This window comes from Photorhabdus heterorhabditis (assembly GCF_018448905.1).
GTDB classification, from domain to species: domain Bacteria; phylum Pseudomonadota; class Gammaproteobacteria; order Enterobacterales; family Enterobacteriaceae; genus Photorhabdus; species Photorhabdus heterorhabditis.
In genome coordinates, this window is sequence record NZ_RCWA01000012.1 from 37,667 (window position 1) to 54,299 (window position 16,633).

Annotated in this window: 19 protein-coding genes and 1 pseudogene; 15 read left to right on the forward strand and 5 right to left on the reverse strand. The window is 41.1% G+C overall.

The window, feature by feature from the left end:
- Window positions 1–12: 12 nt before the first annotated feature.
- The 4 genes from EAE89_RS09735 to xreR1 all read left to right on the forward strand — a co-directional run bounded on the left by EAE89_RS09735 (window position 13) and on the right by xreR1 (window position 3,063).
- Window positions 13–1,182 (forward strand): tyrosine-type recombinase/integrase, encoded by a 1,170-nt coding sequence (locus EAE89_RS09735; RefSeq protein ID WP_214085728.1) that lies wholly within the window; start codon window positions 13–15, stop codon window positions 1,180–1,182.
- Between the two features lie 310 nt (window positions 1,183–1,492).
- A complete protein-coding gene (locus tag EAE89_RS09740; protein ID WP_214085729.1) occupies window positions 1,493–1,711 on the forward strand; it encodes a hypothetical protein in 219 nt (72 codons plus the stop codon).
- A 375-nt stretch (window positions 1,712–2,086) separates the two neighbouring features.
- Complete coding sequence (gene def, locus EAE89_RS09745) at window positions 2,087–2,593, forward strand: peptide deformylase (protein WP_054478836.1); 507 nt, start codon at window positions 2,087–2,089, stop codon at window positions 2,591–2,593.
- Between the two features lie 233 nt (window positions 2,594–2,826).
- Window positions 2,827–3,063 carry a cell morphology transcriptional regulator XreR1 gene (xreR1, locus tag EAE89_RS09750; RefSeq protein WP_072161871.1) on the forward strand — a complete coding sequence of 79 codons (237 nt, stop codon included), beginning with the start codon at window positions 2,827–2,829 and terminating at the stop codon, window positions 3,061–3,063.
- Between the two features lie 92 nt (window positions 3,064–3,155).
- On the opposite strand, the gene xreR2 is transcribed toward xreR1, so the two are convergent.
- Window positions 3,156–3,365, reverse strand: a complete 210-nt coding sequence (gene xreR2 / locus EAE89_RS09755; RefSeq protein ID WP_054478839.1) for a cell morphology transcriptional regulator XreR2 — start codon at window positions 3,363–3,365, stop codon at window positions 3,156–3,158.
- Window positions 3,366–3,512: 147 nt separating this feature from the next.
- On the opposite strand from xreR2, the gene EAE89_RS09760 reads away from it, so the two are divergent.
- The 5 genes from EAE89_RS09760 to EAE89_RS09780 all read left to right on the forward strand — a co-directional run bounded on the left by EAE89_RS09760 (window position 3,513) and on the right by EAE89_RS09780 (window position 6,128).
- Window positions 3,513–3,749, forward strand: coding sequence for a helix-turn-helix domain-containing protein (locus tag EAE89_RS09760; RefSeq protein ID WP_072161872.1), 237 nt, complete (start codon window positions 3,513–3,515; stop codon window positions 3,747–3,749).
- Window positions 3,750–4,056: 307 nt separating this feature from the next.
- On the forward strand, window positions 4,057–4,290 hold the full coding sequence (locus EAE89_RS09765; RefSeq protein WP_054478843.1) for a hypothetical protein: 234 nt from the start codon (window positions 4,057–4,059) through the stop codon (window positions 4,288–4,290).
- A 10-nt stretch (window positions 4,291–4,300) separates the two neighbouring features.
- Window positions 4,301–5,326, forward strand: a complete 1,026-nt coding sequence (locus tag EAE89_RS09770; protein WP_054478844.1) for a cupin domain-containing protein — start codon at window positions 4,301–4,303, stop codon at window positions 5,324–5,326.
- A 35-nt stretch (window positions 5,327–5,361) separates the two neighbouring features.
- Window positions 5,362–5,646 (forward strand): hypothetical protein, encoded by a 285-nt coding sequence (locus EAE89_RS09775; RefSeq protein WP_214085747.1) that lies wholly within the window; start codon window positions 5,362–5,364, stop codon window positions 5,644–5,646.
- Entirely contained in the window at window positions 5,643–6,128 is a 486-nt protein-coding gene (locus tag EAE89_RS09780; protein ID WP_244866331.1) for a hypothetical protein, read from the forward strand. The genes EAE89_RS09775 and EAE89_RS09780 overlap by 4 nt, the downstream gene beginning before the upstream one ends.
- Before the next feature lie 93 nt (window positions 6,129–6,221).
- Here the strand turns inward: EAE89_RS09780 and EAE89_RS09785 are convergent, their stop codons facing one another.
- On the reverse strand, window positions 6,222–7,415 hold the full coding sequence (locus tag EAE89_RS09785; RefSeq protein ID WP_054478849.1) for an aspartyl protease family protein: 1,194 nt from the start codon (window positions 7,413–7,415) through the stop codon (window positions 6,222–6,224).
- A 549-nt stretch (window positions 7,416–7,964) separates the two neighbouring features.
- Here EAE89_RS09785 and EAE89_RS09790 point away from each other — a divergent pair.
- Window positions 7,965–8,954, forward strand: coding sequence for a glycosyltransferase (locus EAE89_RS09790; protein WP_214085730.1), 990 nt, complete (start codon window positions 7,965–7,967; stop codon window positions 8,952–8,954).
- Window positions 8,955–8,992: 38 nt separating this feature from the next.
- Here the strand turns inward: EAE89_RS09790 and uriH are convergent, their stop codons facing one another.
- On the reverse strand, window positions 8,993–9,943 hold the full coding sequence (gene uriH / locus EAE89_RS09795; RefSeq protein WP_054478854.1) for a uridine-preferring nucleoside hydrolase UriH: 951 nt from the start codon (window positions 9,941–9,943) through the stop codon (window positions 8,993–8,995).
- 397 nt (window positions 9,944–10,340) lie between these two features.
- Here uriH and EAE89_RS09800 point away from each other — a divergent pair, with 397 nt between their 5' ends.
- The 4 genes from EAE89_RS09800 to EAE89_RS09815 all read left to right on the forward strand — a co-directional run bounded on the left by EAE89_RS09800 (window position 10,341) and on the right by EAE89_RS09815 (window position 14,464).
- Complete coding sequence (locus tag EAE89_RS09800; RefSeq protein ID WP_054478857.1) at window positions 10,341–11,096, forward strand: response regulator transcription factor; 756 nt, start codon at window positions 10,341–10,343, stop codon at window positions 11,094–11,096.
- Between the two features lie 108 nt (window positions 11,097–11,204).
- On the forward strand, window positions 11,205–12,509 hold the full coding sequence (locus EAE89_RS09805) for an NAD(P)/FAD-dependent oxidoreductase (protein ID WP_054478859.1): 1,305 nt from the start codon (window positions 11,205–11,207) through the stop codon (window positions 12,507–12,509).
- A 64-nt stretch (window positions 12,510–12,573) separates the two neighbouring features.
- Window positions 12,574–12,942: a cupin domain-containing protein gene (locus tag EAE89_RS09810; RefSeq protein WP_149616700.1), complete on the forward strand. Its 369-nt coding sequence runs from the start codon at window positions 12,574–12,576 to the stop codon at window positions 12,940–12,942.
- Between the two features lie 28 nt (window positions 12,943–12,970).
- Entirely contained in the window at window positions 12,971–14,464 is a 1,494-nt protein-coding gene (locus tag EAE89_RS09815) for an aldehyde dehydrogenase family protein (RefSeq protein ID WP_214085731.1), read from the forward strand.
- A 114-nt stretch (window positions 14,465–14,578) separates the two neighbouring features.
- On the opposite strand, the gene EAE89_RS09820 is transcribed toward EAE89_RS09815, so the two are convergent.
- The gene (locus EAE89_RS09820) at window positions 14,579–15,676 is read right to left on the reverse strand and encodes a Fic family protein (RefSeq protein WP_214085732.1); all 1,098 of its coding nucleotides are present in this window, start codon (window positions 15,674–15,676) and stop codon (window positions 14,579–14,581) included.
- A 150-nt stretch (window positions 15,677–15,826) separates the two neighbouring features.
- Window positions 15,827–15,988, reverse strand: a complete 162-nt coding sequence (locus EAE89_RS09825; protein ID WP_214085733.1) for a hypothetical protein — start codon at window positions 15,986–15,988, stop codon at window positions 15,827–15,829.
- Between the two features lie 10 nt (window positions 15,989–15,998).
- On the opposite strand from EAE89_RS09825, the pseudogene EAE89_RS09830 reads away from it, so the two are divergent.
- Window positions 15,999–16,568 (forward strand): annotated as a pseudogene (locus EAE89_RS09830) (AraC family transcriptional regulator); the annotation flags it as partial.
- Window positions 16,569–16,633 lie beyond the last annotated feature (65 nt).

Consider the following 16,633-nt stretch of genomic DNA (forward strand, 5'->3'; position numbering starts at 1 on the left):
GACCCCCAAATTATGCCTTTAACAGACATGGAAGCTCGTGCGGCAAAGCCCCGTGAAAAAGAATATAAACTTACTGATGTACAAGGTTTGTATCTGCTTATTAAACCCAGTGGCTCAAAACGCTGGTATCTGAAATATCGGTTTATGGGTAAAGAAAGCCGGATTGCTTTAGGTGCATATCCTCAAGTAACACTGGGGAAAGCTAGAGAGCAACGCGATAGTATTAAGATAATGATCCGCAATGGCATCAATCCCAGTAAAAAAAGAGAAGTAGAAAAACAAGAAGCGATTGCCGAAACCTTAACTTTTGAAAAAGTGGCTAGAGATTGGCACAGTAGTAATAAGCGTTGGTCAACAACGCATTCAGAACGAGTATTAGGGGATCTCCGACGTAATGTTTTCCCTGCGATTGGGAATAAAAGTATTGCAACTTTAGAAGCCAAAGATCTGTTGGCACCTCTCAAAGAGATAGAAAGCAGTGGTCGATTGGAACTCGCTTCCAGACAACAACAAAGGATTACTGCTATTATGCGCTATGCGGTACAAAATGGCTTGATCGCTCGCAACCCTGCTCAAGATCTCAAAGGTGCGTTGGCGACACGTAAATCAACTCATCGTCCTGCTCTTCCTCTTGAAAGATTACCCGATTTTCTGACTCGTCTTGAGCACTATAAAGGACGCTACTTAACTATTTTAGCTGTCCGACTGACTCTATATATATTTATTCGTTCCAGTGAACTCCGCTTTGCACGCTGGAGAGAAGTTGATCTGGATAAAGCACTGTGGACAATTCCAGCAGAAAGAGAGCCTATTGATGGTGTTAAACATTCTCATAGAGGTTCGAAGATGCGAACGGTACATCTTGTACCTTTATCCCACCAAGCTCTTGAATTACTGAAACAGATAAAAAAATTATCTGGAGATAATGAGTTAATCTTTCCGGGCGATCATAATCCAAATAAGCCAATGAGTGAGAACACAATAAATGCTGCTTTAAGGACGATAGGTTATGACACTAAAACGGAAGTTTGTGGGCATGGTTTCAGAGCGATGGCTTGTAGCGCTTTAGTTGAATCAGGGCTATGGTCAAAAGATGCAGTTGAAAGACAAATGAGCCACACAGAGCGTAATGGTGTCCGAGCTGCTTATATCCTTTCATGGACTCTATCTGTAAATAGCTAAAGTTAAAAAAACACTATTGTTTTATTATTCCCCCATTTAAATAAAACTCCCCCATTCATTACCCACTTTATTTTTCTTTAAATAAAGATAAGATGATTTTCTAATTACAGAATAATGTGAGTACTCTATTGGATATTAATAAATAGGATGGTGTTAAACATACATTATGAATGAATTAAATAGCACTATACCGACAGAAGGAAAATACCTACTCTTCCCCCATTTTGTCCCCCACAATGTATGGATTTTTATTGCCCCCACGTTGATATTATTAAAATAGCTTCAAAAATAGTTATTTTTGTGATATGGAGTGGTTGTATCAATCTCGGCATTGATCCAGAAATTGGGGATACCAAGACATGATTATTATTCTCCTTTGATTCAGAATATTTTCTCTTTTCGTCGGGGGAATAGAGACGAGGAATATCGCAAGACGCTTGAACTTATCAGTCCATATTGCCGTTTCGATACTGTTTTCACTGCGACATTATTTGATGATAAATTAGTGCTAACAATAGAATACAGCTAGGATTTTTATTCGAGTAATATGCCGTTAGTGCTATTTAGCAGTTTTAAAGGTGTACTGGATGATATGATATCGATTAATTTCTATCATGGAAAACATATCGCAGAAGGTATAGTGACTGCTGAATTTGGTACGGAAAACTAATTAACTATATATACCCAATGGATTTCAAGATGGATCGCGACGGCAAGGGAGCGAATCCCCGGGAGCATAGATAACTCTGTGATCGGGGTGAGTGAGTGCAGCCAACAAAGAGGCAACTTGAAAGATAACGGGTATAAATTTAAAAATAAAGCAGTTTGGACCGTAGCGCTATAGTGTGGTTCAAAACCAACAAAAAGCGACGACAAACTGCCTGAATAGAGAGAATCATTTGTCATGGCAACATTAGAAATATTGACTATTCCGAATGAAAGACTGAGACAAAAATGTGTCGAGGTTGTAAATGTTGAGGCTATCCAGGGCCTTATTGATGACATGCTTGAAACCATGTATAGCACTGATAATGGGATCGGTTTGGCCGCACCACAAGTTGGACGAAAAGAAGCGGTTGTGATCATTGACATTTCAGCGACGCGGGATGAACCTTTGATTCTGGTCAATCCCAAAATCGTTGAAAAAGAACGCAGTGTTATCGGACAAGAAGGGTGTTTATCTGTCCCAGGATATTATGCAGATGTAGAGCGATTCGAAAAGGTGAAAGTTGAAGCGTTAAACCGGCATGGTGAGGCAATAACGGTGGAAAGTGAAGATTTCCTGGCTATTGTGATGCAACATGAAATTGATCACCTGCATGGCAAAATCTTTATTGATTATTTGTCACCACTGAAAAGGCAAATGGCGCTTAAAAAAATTAAAAAGTATAAAAATAACAAAGCATCTTAATCAGCTTTAAACCACAGTCATCAAGGGGGAAAACTGAAACGTCAATATCGTGTGGATGAGTTCCGGTATTGCGATGAAACCCCTTGATAGATTGGCTCGTTTCAGAAGAACCCCCTTTCTGGATGAGTATTTATTAATGTTGTTGTCGATAAATCAAATTAGTGACCTGATTTACAGGAAAACGTGACTTATAGTCCGTGGTTTGATAAGTAACATAGTTCGATACTTATCAAATGAAAAAGCCTAATACTATAAAATCCCTTTTTGGACAAAGAGTTAGATATATCAGAGTGGCATCTGGTATGTCTCAGGAAGCTTTTGCTGATAAATGTGGGCTCGATCGTACTTATATCAGCGGTATTGAACGTGGAGTCAGGAATCCCACGCTTGAAGTTATCAATGTGATTGCAAGTGGCTTGCAAATCGAACTGAAAGATTTGTTCGATTTTAGCTCCCTCCAGAAGATTTGATTCTCCTGCTAACGTAATCACTTTCTTGCCGAATCGCATAAAATTGAAACAGCCCATCTTGGCGATGCGCTGTTTCAATAATATATAGCCACTTATCTTATGTATCTCGAAGGCCATATCTCGGCAGGATCGCGATCTAAAGCGTCAGCGATAAGTTGTTGACCTTTAGGCCAACGGCGTTGCAGGGTATTGGCAAGGGTCGATGATGCTAACCCTGCTTTTCTTGAAACTGCTGCTAACGATGTTCCCTGTTTTTTCAGTGCGGCGATAATGTCTGCTGGGTGCCAGTCCTGATTTTTCATCTTATTTCTCCACGTTACGGATAACTTTGATATGAAAAGATAAATCGTTACATAGTAGACTATAAGTCACATATAATAACATAACTTACAGTAAAAAGTGACTCATAGTCCGTGGTCTGATAAGTAACATAATTCGATACTTATTAGATGAAAAAGCCAAATGCTATAAAATCCCTTCTTGGACAAAGAGTTAGGCATCTTAGACAATCATCTGGGATGTCTCAGGAAGCTTTTGCCGATAAATGTGGAATTGATCGTACGTATATCAGTGGTATTGAGCGGGGGATCAGAAATCCGACGCTTGAAATCATTAACATTATTGCAAGTGGTTTGCAGATTGAGCTGACAGATCTGTTTGATTTCAGTACAGAATCAAAAAATTAAAACTCATTATCTTTCAAGAATTTTTTATTCTCCCTTTTGAGCGAATGCTTCAATACCTCTATTTTGAGGTTTTCTGTGGCAATGTCATTATAGAAATTAAGCTAATTCTAATCGTGATTACAAATTAAGTATTGGATGATTTTAGAGAAACATAGGCAAGTCGTTCAAGTAATCGGTTATTAATATTACATAGAAGTAAAAATTACCCTTCTGATATTGTGTTCTTTGGTGGTATCTGACCTATTTTATATGCTACTGATGGCGGGGATTACGGAAATATTCCATGATTATTTGATGGGGGTTAAGTTTGCTACTCCGCATTCCGGTGATCTCAAATGTAACAGCACAACCCTATGGTTCTGCTGATATTGCTGAGAAATTGGTACAACAATTGACTCAACCTGAGCGTTGGCAATCGAGTATTCAATTTATTTACCGTCACGGGCCGATGTTTTTCATTGAGCCTGGTGCAAAAACGGTGTTATCCAAACCTATGCCTTCTTTGCTAGTCCGTTGTTCCAGCTATGAAATCACTCTCTGAGGATAAAAAGATGATCAATATTATAAAGCGTGCGACTATTCCAATAATTAACTCGGTATTTAAAGATGGTGTGGAGCATATGATTGGGGCGGTACAGCCATTGGCTCAGCTTCCTCAATATCAGAATTTTGTAAAAAATCAGCAGCCATTAAGTATCAGTTTCGCAGAGCTAGCTCCGGGTGAGGTGCATAAACCACACCAGCACAATGTTGCCAGCATGGTGATCATCACTTCAGGTAAAGCAACGCTTATTGGCGACACGATCGCTTTAGTAGAGAAAGGAGATGTAATATGTATCCCGGCAGGTAACCAACATGGATTTCGCTGTGATAAAGGGGAAGGGTTGGATGCATTATCGATTCAATATGACGCTGACGGGCTATTTAGTGAAAAGCACGCTAATATTAATTTCTCTGCATCAGAAATACCGCAGCAAGCATTATTAAACTTTAATGAGCAGTGTTGTGTGAAAGCGGAACAGACACTGTTTTTCCAGATGTTCAAGGATGGGCGAATGAAGGATGAGCGTAATTTAAATATATTTAAGGGCTGGTTACGACAATGGTCAGAAATTTTCCAATATATTATGTATGCGCGTCAGTCTATGGTTGTTGACGGTCGGTATCATCCTTTATTCCTGGAACATTTCAAGGATGAATTAGGTCATGATGAATTATTACCACCTAAACGTGGTTGGGATGCACAGATTGATTCCTATGGTAATTGGTTCGTATTGAAAATGTTTCAGTTAGATAATTTAGAGAAGTTGATTATTGTCCATTTAGTTCTGGAGAAATGCGCGGATATGTTCCATCTGCTAGCCAACTCACAGGTTAGTGATCCAGGTGAATATATAGCAGCACATTCTACTTTAGACCACGGTCATTCGGCATTAGGTAGTGAGCTTTATCAACATATTTCTCATGAGGAGAGTTTGGCATTACAGCAGCTTTGTGCTCAAGCATGGGAAATGATGATCTTGTTGTTAGAACGAATAGCGGTGTTAACCCTTAATGAGATCGAGAATATGGGTTAACCGTGATTGGCTGGAACGATTAAGGAAATGTCACTGTGAGTAAATTACATAAAGGCATGAGTGAGGAAGCGTTCGAGAATGGTTATTTTTACGTAGTTGAACTCCGACAGTTTGCTAAGTCTTTGGGAATTGCCTCAGATAATTTAAAAAAGCATGAGCTTGAGCTGCATATTAGGTCACATCTGTTTGGTTACTCTGGCGATTTGCCTATACCCTTCATCCTTCAAGTTGCTGCTTTGTTGGCTGCGTTCACTTACCCCAGTCACATAGTTATCTATGCTCCTGGGGATGCGTTCACTCGCCGCCGCGCTGCAATTTGAAATCTATTGGGTATATTGCTATTCCTAACAAAAGGGATCGTGCTGGTCGGGATTTACTCACCCTGAAAAGTTTGGTAATTAATTACGTCAGTGATAAACAAACGAAAAATTTCTTGTTAGAACAGGTGGGCCGTCGATATGGGCCATTACCGGATAAATCAGGGCAATGGTATTGGTTAAATCATTGGCGTAAGATGAAAATTGCTAATGATAATAAAATTACCTATGGCGATTTAGTCGAGCATTTGGCTTCTTTGAGACAGCAGGAAGGGAGGCTTCCACAGATCCCCTCTGCTCGTTTGAATAATTTTATTAGCGATTTTATTGCTGATCCGGAAAATAAAGGTAAAGGGAAAAAACAGGCACTGGAAATATGGCAGAAGCTGAAAGAAAAAAATTTACCTAAAACATATCTTGCTTATAAACAAAATAAGAACCTACCAGATGACAAAATTGAATGTTTTATTGATATTAAGGATTGAATGAAGCATTAAAGAAAATAGGATTAAAGTTAAATTGGTAAAATTTGTCATGATCCTGGAGGGAGAATGAGTTTCTCCCTCTGAATAATGTTATTAGATATTGATGATTTGCTGTGCGCCATTACGTTCAATTTTTATTGTCAGTTTACCCATAGGGGTTTCTGACAACTGATTGCGAACATAGGTTATATCTTTAGGAAGGATTTTCTGACCATTAACCTCTAGCACAATATCACCATTTTTCAAGCCAAATTTCTCAATATCTTTTGGTTCGTTATAAAAGACTTCTATTTTATTATTAAAATAGCGAACCATAATAGTTCGAAATAGTTTATTATCATAACGAGTAAAATTTTTAGCGTTAAAACAGAGCAACATTTTATTTGGAATAAACAGATAGTCATCAAAACGTGAGAAGAAATTCAGCCCGAGGCTATATAGATCCTGTTTATTTTCACTGACTCGCAGACGACCCACCGGCAGTTGTTGTAAATAAAAGCCGTCAATCAGGTACTCTTTACTACTATCAATCCCGCTGGCGGATGCATATTTTACGTTAATTCCTTCGGAAATCTTATCCTTATGCTCTTTTTTCAGATATTCAATAAATTCCTGAGAAGCATAGCTATGACTGGCTCCGGTATCTATATTAAAAATGACATTGGAAACTTGGATTGCAGGGGATCTATTGTAACTGTCACTGTAAGGTTCACATTGTTGATAATTTAGTACTGAAGGGGCATGTCTCCATACTGTCAGAGTATGATTCAGGTTATTGATCTCCCAGCTTAACTGACGGAAAGTACCAATTCCAAGAATGCCATCTATCTTTTGACCAATGGACTGACTGAAGAGACTCATATCAAGACCAATCCAGGGATCGGAGCCAGGCACGGTATAATTACCGATAGTAATAGCCAGGGGTTGCCATAATGTTAAGTCAGCTTTGTGTAATGTTCCGCTGGTAGTCATCATTCCATCGGACAACATACGATGGAATGTAACCGGTATTTTTGATTCTGGCGTGATTTGTGTCAGTGTTTTGGCTAGCTTATTATCAATGATGGTGTAACTGGCACCAGTATCTAACCAGAATTGATATTTTTTCCCGGAGATAGTGACAGGAATAATGAGTGCTGTAGGTTGATGGATATTCAGTTTGGTAGAGAGTACCGGCTTGTTTTCTTCGGTAATAAGGTTTTTTTCCATATGACTACAACCTGCTATCAGTGTCAGCAGACTTGCAGAGGTAAGTACTCGGCAAGTTATTTTTCCCTGTTTTTTCATAAGATTAGATTCCTTTTTTGTTGTGTGGATACCCAATACATGATGCACTCGAAATAAATAGCGTGGCGGTACTACGCAGAATAGTATGTGTCACCAGTACAGGCTAGTTGTATTTAGAGTACTATTATCCACGTTTGAATAAAACCAAAGTTAAACAATCACACAATTGTATTGATTGACATGAAGTTTTGTCAGTCATGTTTATGACAACGGTACTGTGGGTTTACGCTATGGTATAACGAAAATGATAGCTATCGATAAAATTGAACGATAGAAATAATTAATAGTTACATTGGTTTGATAATTAATTGAAATAGATGTAGCATATAAAAGATAAATTAATCAGTATCTTTGGTTATATAGTGCAGATTAAATATAACTATTTAAAATAAAATCCATGATAAATTATTACTATTTTAGTCGTCGTAAGGTGATGTTAATAAATAGTTATTGGGTTATTTATATGTGGGAATTATTTTCCTGGCAAATATCAGGGTGATTTTAATATAAGAAAATAACACCTTTGTGTTAAAGGAATATATTGATTTTATGTCTATGTCACTGAAACTTAGCATTGTCGTATCCGTTTATAATGGAGAGCGATTTTTACCACAGTTTTTTGCTAATTTATCTCGACAAAAGCTGACTGATTTTGAATTAATTTTGGTTGATGATGGTTCAACGGATAATAGTCACCAGATGTTGGCGAAATATGTCATAAAATTCCCAAAAGCAGTAATTATCACGCAAAAGAATCAAGGGGTTTCTATCGCCCGCAACACCGGTTTAGCGAAAGCTAGAGGGGATTATGTGGCTTTCCCTGATATCGATGATGTCATTTGTCCGGGCATGTATAACCGATTGTTGGGGATCGCCCAGACCAATGATCTGGATATTGCCACTTGCAACGGTCATTACGTTTATGATGATGGTCGGCCAGCCCGAAAGATTTTTCCTTCTGATCGTCTTTCTTCTACTGCGGTGCTGAGTGGGCCAGAATGGTTACAACAAGCACTGAATTCACGCAAATTCCTGCATGTAACTTGGTTGAATATTTATAAACGGGCTTTTCTGGCAAAGCATAATTATCAGTTTGAGCCAGGGTTACATCATCAGGATATTCCATGGACAACAGAACTATTATTGACGGCAAACCGTGTGCAATATATTGATGAATCTTTTTATGACTACCTGATTCATTCTTCTTCGGTATCTCATACTCCCGCAGATGATCGTATTAAGGTAAGAACTGCACATCACTATATGAAAATCTTGGAGATGCTGAATAATATTAATCAGCGTTATCCACAGCAAGTCAAGCTGGCGCCAGCGTGTCATTGGCAGATTGCTAAAGAAGGGCTGGGAATTTTGCATACCATTAATGAGATAGAGTCTTCTGTTATAAAGCAGCAAATCGTTCATGAATTGTTTGAGCGCGGTATTTGGTCAATGATCTGGAAAAATGCTCGCGGGTTTAGATTACATTGGCGTTTGGCACGCCGATATCCGCGGCTTAGGGCAGCGTTGAAAGCCGTTTAGGATAAATAACGGCCTTAATTACGATTTAATTTTTCGCTTTAGTCGCAGGTATCGTCAATGTTTTTCAATGCATTTATGATCAGTTGCCAGAATCTCTGATGATCAAGTTTTACTGCAACTTGGGTGTGGCAATCTTCTGGTGGTGGATAACGGAAATCCGCTACTGTCATACCGACGGTCAAGGTGCCATTCAGCTCAATATTGACCGGCACTTTCTGCGTGGTCATTACTGTAGGGTCGATTACATAGGCGACAGCGCAAGGATCATGTACTGGAGGGGAATTAAAGCCACGCCTTTTTTGATAGTTCTTGCCGTAAAAATCCAGCATTTCCATGACAAACCGAGAGGTTTTGTTATTAATACGCGAAATTGCTTCTGTAACTTCTGGCGTGGCCTGCGCTTGATGTGTCAGATCCAATCCAACCATGGTGAGAGGCCATTTCTCATTGAAAACAATGTGCGCTGCTTCTGGATCAATTTTGATGTTGAATTCTGCAACTGCACTTCGGTTACCGGTGTGATACCCGCCCCCCATTAATACAACTTCTTTTACCCGTTCGACGATCTGCGGTGCTTTGCGGACAGCGAGGGCAATATTAGTCAGGGCCCCGGTAGGAACCAGTGTCACTGTTTTTGGAGGATGGGACATGATGGTATCGATGATCAGATCTATCGCATGGCGAGGATCGAGAGTCCGAGAATGTTTCGGGAGTTTTGGACCATCTAGACCGGAGTCACCGTGAATATCCGGTGCAGTTTGAATGTCGCGTACCAATGGGCGGTGACAGCCAGCGGCAATGGGGACCCCAGTAATACCGGCAATGTGGGCTATCGCCAGTGTATTACGCGTGACTTTATCCAGTGTCTGATTACCGACAACCGTTGTGATTGCTAATAGTTCAATGTCAGGATTGCCATGCGCCAGTAAAATAGCAATGGCGTCGTCATGTCCCGGATCGCAATCAAGAATAATCTTTTTAGTGGTCATTTTCGCTCCTTGCAGAGAAAACCATACGAAAAATCAGCATAATTCAGTTAAAACATCTATTCCGTGACGAAATCTTAAATTTGGGTTAGCTCTCTCATAAATGTTTAATAAAATGTCTGATAATTGTGATTTTATTAACATATAAACAACAATTGAGTTGTATATCCAGTTTGAGTGTGATTCTTATAGTTTCGCTATGGAATAGGCGGACAGTATCTGCTTCGGATTTATACCTGTTATCTTTCAAGTTGCCTCTTTGTTGGCTGCACTCACCCGGTCACATAGTTCTCTATGACATAGTTATCTATGCTCCCGGGGATTCGCTCCCTTGCCGTCGCGAGGCATCTTGAAGCCTATTGGGTATATTGTTTATCTCTTAATAATTGCGAGGGCTGGAATGGATATTCATGTGGATAGATTATCAGCAGTGATTGAATCGGTGGCAACCAGTAAATTTTATCCCAATTTACTTACCTGGCTGGAACAATTTATTGCCTTTGATAACGCTATTATCTATGCCTTCGAGCAAGGCGTTCCTCCACGTTGCTTGACTAAAGCTGAGAAGAAAAATAGTGATGTGGTAAACCAGCTTTATCAACAGGGGGCTTATCTGCAAGATCCTTTCTATCAAGCCCTGACAGATGGTGCCGAAACGGATCTGTTTACCCTGCGAGAACTCGCGCCAGTGGGATTCTATCATACTGATTACTATCTTAATTTTTATAGTAAGACTGGCTGGCAGGATGAAGCAGGCGTTTTGTTGAAGCTCTCTCCTCAAAGACAACTTGGCCTATTTTTTGGTAATGAAGATCGGCTATTTTTAATACAAAAACAGCATCAGAAAAACCTGCGAACAGCGCTAGAAATTATCCGCAGTGTAGCGCGATTACATGGTGAAATGATGCTGCAAACCCCTGTTGCTGAAATGGTTTGTCTGGATACTCAGATTCGTTATGCCTTGACGCCGAGAGAATGTGAAGTTGTGGAATTAATATTGCAAGGTAAAGGTTCCCCACAGATTGCTGAGAAACTTTTTATCAGCACGGGAACTGTGAAAAATCATCGGAAAAATATTTATCAAAAACTGCAAATTAGATCACAAGCAGAGCTTTTTAGCCTATTCATGACGTCACCTTCCCGTTATTTTGCCTAAGTCACAAATGTTAATACTGTGTTGCGAATGTCCCTAAAGGGACATGGTGATATGGCTACGCGCTACAGATAATCCGGTGATTATGTCAGATGCTAATTGGGGTGTCATATGAACAATGATGTTGATTCATTAACTTATTACGCTGCGACCAAAAAATATGATCTTCGCTTTCCGACATTAAGAGAAGATCTAGATGTAGATGTCGTCATTATTGGCGGTGGATTTTCCGGTATCAATACTGCGCTGGAACTGGCAGAAAAAGGTATCACTAATATTGCGATCTTGGAAAGTCGTTATCTTGGTTATGGGAGTACAGGTCGTAATGGTGGCCAGGTTATGGCGGGTATCGGTCACGATCTGGAAGTGATCAAGCGCTATGTTGGTGATAGAGGGTTGGAAACGATCTTTAAGATCAGCAATCTGGGTGCAGGCATTATTCGTGATCGTATTGATAAATACAATATTGATGCTGATCTCTGCCGTGGTTATAGCTATCTTGGCATGAATAATAGGCAGGAAAAAACGTTACGTAGTTGGCTGAAAGATTTTAAGGCGGTTTCTCCTGATGAAGATATTGAGCTTTACACTGGCTCTGATGTCAAAAAGGTGATCGGCTCTGATGCTTATACTTGTGCGCTGAAGCATATGGGAGCTGGGCATGTTCATTCCCTGAACTTATTGTTAGGTGAGGCAAAAGCCGCGACAGATTTTGGTGTAAAAATCTTTGAGAACAGTCAAGTACTGAATATTGAATATGGTCCCAGAGTAACAGTTCGTACCGCGATGGGATCGGTTCGTGCGAGTAAAATGCTGTGGGCTTGTAACGCCTTTATGAATAGTGGCCTTGAACCGTATATTTATAAAAAGGTGGTTAACACTTATGCCTTCCAGTTAATGACGGAAAAATTGCCGGATGATTTGATTGAGAAAATCAGTCCGATTCGCGGTGCATACAGTGATATTCGTCCGGTGATTGATTATTTCCGTGTGACGAAGGAAAACCGTCTCTTGTTCGGTAGTGCAACTCCTTACATTGAACATATCCCATCTGATTTGAAAGCCTGGAACCGCCATTTGATGCTGAAAGCTTTCCCTTATCTGCAAGATGTGAAGGTTGAACTGGCATGGGGAGGACCGTTGTGTTGTAGCGCAAACTTGTTCCCACAGATTGGCTCTTTGCCGCAGTACAATAATGTGTTCTATGTTCAGGGGTATTCCGGTTTTGGGGTAACGCCGAGCCATATCGTTTGTAAGGTACTGGCCGAAGGGATGGCCGAAGGATCTGAGCGTTATGACCTGATGAGTTCAATTCCTCATGTGAATATTTTCGGCAAAGATAAATTGCGACATTTCATGGTATCTGCTGGCAAGATTTGGCATCAAACGTCAGGGTACTGGAAAGGTCGCCGTTAACTTATTGATATCAATGTTATTCATTGAGAAATTTATAAATTATTTTATTTGAAACGAGAACATCATGATTAAATCACTTTTATTGAACAAACCACTGCCTGAACTATTGAACATTGGTAGCGTAAGCAATTTGGGTTCTACCGTGGTGGAAGGCGATCCACAGGCAAGTGTTGCAATGGTATTTGGTGAGCCAACGGATAACCTGACCTGTGGTATTTTCGCCTGTACTCGTGGCAAGTTCAGTATGGTGTATCCGTTTGATGAGCACGCAACCGTTTCGGAAGGCTCGGTGAAACTGACTGATGTGAAGAGCGGTGAAACCGTCGAATATCATCCGGGGGATTCCTGGTTTGCTGCGAAGGGAACTGAAGTGTTGTGGGAAGTGACCACTGACCGTTTTGTGAAGCATTATCTGGCTTGTATTGAAGGTTAAAAAGCATCCGTCTGACCAGAGGTAAATGATGAGTGATATCACCCTGTTACAACAAGTTACTACCTTTCTGCAACGCAATCATGGCCATTATATTAATGGTCAGTCAGTACGTGGTCAGGAGAATCAAACGTTTTCTGTGGTGAACCCTGCGGTTGATGAAGTCGTTGCAACCGTGAATCAAGGCGGTGAAACAGAAGTGAATGCTGCTATGCAAGCGGCACATACTGCCTTTCATGGTGTATGGGCGCAGACTTCACCTATGGAGCGCGGTTATTGCCTGAATCGCTTGGCAGATCTGTTACTGGCACATCGGGAAGAATTGGCGCAGCTAGAAAGTCTCTGTTCCGGTAAAACGATCCAATTATCTCGTATGCTGGAAATTGATTCGTCTGCTCAATTCCTGCGTTATTTTGCCGGATGGTCAAGTAAGATCAGTGGTGAAACCCTGAATGTTTCTTTACCTTCTTTTAAGGGTGAACAATACACGGCATTTACCCGGCGTGAGCCGATTGGTGTGGTGGTAGGGATTATTCCGTGGAATTTCTCCATCATGATTGCCATCTGGAAAGTGGCAGCTGCACTGACTTGCGGCTGTACCATTGTACTGAAACCCAGTGAATACACTCCGCTGACGATGCTCAGAGTGGCTGAATTAGCCAAAGAAGCGGGTATTCCTGATGGTGTCATTAATGTGATTAATGGCTCTGGCTCGGTACTTGGTCCAGCACTGATAGGCCATCCATTGTGTGCCAAAGTGACATTCACCGGGTCTGTGCCAACAGGCATTGCTGTCGGTAAGTCAGCCATGGAACAGGGATTAACTCGCGCTACGCTGGAGCTGGGTGGTAAGAACGGCGCGGCGTTTTTGGCGGATATGTCTGTTGAAAAGATAGTCGATGGTGTTCTGGAAGCCGGTTATCTTAATCAGGGGCAGATTTGTGCTGCGGCTGAACGTTTTTACATTCCTGCCAGTCATATGGATGAAGTGTTGAAATTGTTGTCTGAAAGACTTGCAGCAATGAAAATTGGCTCGCCGCTGGATGAATCAACAGAAATGGGGCCTTTGGCTAATAAAGAGCACTATAACAAGATTTTGTCCCTGTTTGAGCAAGCTCGTCAGGAAGGCAGTGAGATTGTGTATGGGGGGCATGCTCTGGCAGGTCCGGGTTTCTTTGTGGCACCAACGGTTATTCGTGCTAACAGCGCTGACGATTCATTGATGAAGGAAGAGACATTTGGCCCGGTAGGAACTTTCCTCAGCTATAACGATGAGGAAGAGTTGATTGAGTTGATGAACAGCACCCCATTTGGTTTGGCTGCGAGTTTGTGGACCAATGATCTGAGCAAGGCTATGCGTATGATCCCGCGTATCGAAGCGGGGACGGTTTGGATCAATATGCATACCTTCCTCGATCCTGCATTACCATTTGGTGGCATGAAATCGTCAGGTATTGGCCGTGAATTCGGTAGCGCTTTTATTGAGCACTATACTGAATTGAAATCAGTGATGGTTCGTTATTGATTTTGTATCTGAATTAAAGGATGGCCCCTGAGCGGTAAAAGGGGTACTCCTGATTTCTCATTAATCCTTGTTTATTGCTTTTGATATGTCTCCTTTCCTTACATTTACTAAGATTCAGCCTTTGTGATTGATAACGTAACGAGTGCTACGACCGCCAGCTTCGGTGCTTTCCAAACAACCTAGTTCAACTAAGTGTGCCAAGTGCCTAGTTGCAGTGGCGCGACTTACCTTTGTTACCTTTTGGTATTGGCTGCTGCTAATGCCCTGTTCAAAATTGCTGTCCAGCATACGGTTTAGCACCTTCGCTTGCTCTTCGGTAAGTTGGGTCTGATCTATCCGTCGCCAGAATTTAGCTTTTTGCACAACCTGATTAATTTCTTTTAGCTTGTTTGCTAAGGTCTCATTCAATATTTTCAGAAACCAAACCAACCAGACAGTAATATTCAAGCCGCCTCGCTGAGTGCTTTCAAGGATTTCGTAATATGCCTTACGATGATTACAAATACTTACCGACATTGCGTAGAAACGGATTGAGCGGTTTTCCGCTTGAGCAAGTGCAAGGTCTGTCAAAAATCGGGTAATGCGTCCGTTCCCGTCTTCTAAGGGGTGAATTGTCACAAACCATAAATGAACGATTGCCGCTCTGATGATGGGGTCAAGATGGTTATCTGTTCGGGATTGATTAAACCATTCTATGAATTGAGTCATTTCAGTGACCATTTTCTCTGGCGGCGGTGCTTCAAGGTGGACAGTTGGCTTATCCAAACGACCGGATACTACTTCTATTATCCCTTTGCGTAATTTACCTCCCTGTATCGGATTGAACATGGTATAGCCTTCAGGGAATATCAACTGGTGCCATCTGAGGATACGTTCAAGGGTTAGAGCAGAATCACTATTTTCTATCACATCGAGGGCGACTTCTGTAATGCCATCACTCTTCTCTATTGCTGGATAAGGTTTTTCTTCCGTAATGCCTAATCTGTTTGCCAATGACGAACGTATCGAAGCCGCATTTAATCTTTCTCCTTCAATTTCGCTTGAATAGAGTATGCTGGATAGAAGGCTATCAAGCGTTGCCTGCCTGGCGTCTTCAAAGTCAGATTTGCCTAATAACAATCCTTGGTTAAAATGCACGTCTCGCAGTAATGGCGCAATAATGTCGGCATTCCAATGGAATTTCGGCCAATTCGGTTGTTCCCATATCCACATAAGTTTTTCCTTTTGAGTCAAATAAGCCTTGTATTCTACTCAACATATGAGTCGAATAGTAATTTTATTTGACTCATTTTGGGCTTTCGCCTTGTATCTTTATTGGTACAGGGAGACGATTTACGGCAATTTTTGCTTTGAGTGAGCAGTTCACTGGAAACGATTTTCAGGTTCATGAATCAGTTGGCGTAGGACAAGCTTTCTGGGCACAGCTTCATTTTGTTGAGGCAGTATTTTCTGTGCTTGTTTAACACAAAAGTCAGCAAGATTAGTCAGGAAATGTCTTTCCTGCTCAGGCATAGTGAGTTGCATGGAGGATGCAATGCACGATGATAAAATTGACGCCTATGTGAAACGGTTCGATCAGGTATTTGGTTATATTGAGCGCCATTTAGACGAACCGCTTACACTGGAACGACTGAGTGATGTTGCGAATTTTTCGCGTTATCACTTTCACCGACAGTTTGGTGACTACTGCGGTATACCTGTAGGACGCTATATCCAATTAATGAGATTAAAGCGAGCTTCCTACCGCTTAGCATTCAATCCGTTAGAAAAAATTATTGATATTGCGTTGGACGCAGGTTTTCAAAACCCAGAATCGTTCAGCCGTGCTTTCAAACAGTCGTTTGGTCTAACACCTAGCCAGTTTCGCAAACAACCGGATTGGGCATGTTGGCACCAACGTATTCCTGAACAAAAACGTACAAGGACACAAACTATGAATGTAAAAATTGTTAATTTTCCAGAAACACGCGTTGCTATATTGTCCCATCATGGTCAATCTGAGCAGGTCAATGCGACGGCTGCACGTTTTATCGAATGGCGCAAAACTACAGGATTGTCGCCTGTTGCTACCAGTCAAACCTACGGTATTGCTCCGCATGATCCGGTACTGTGGCGCTTCCCCTCATTTGATTTTTATTTGAATAACTACTTTGATTAGGCATGCAAAGC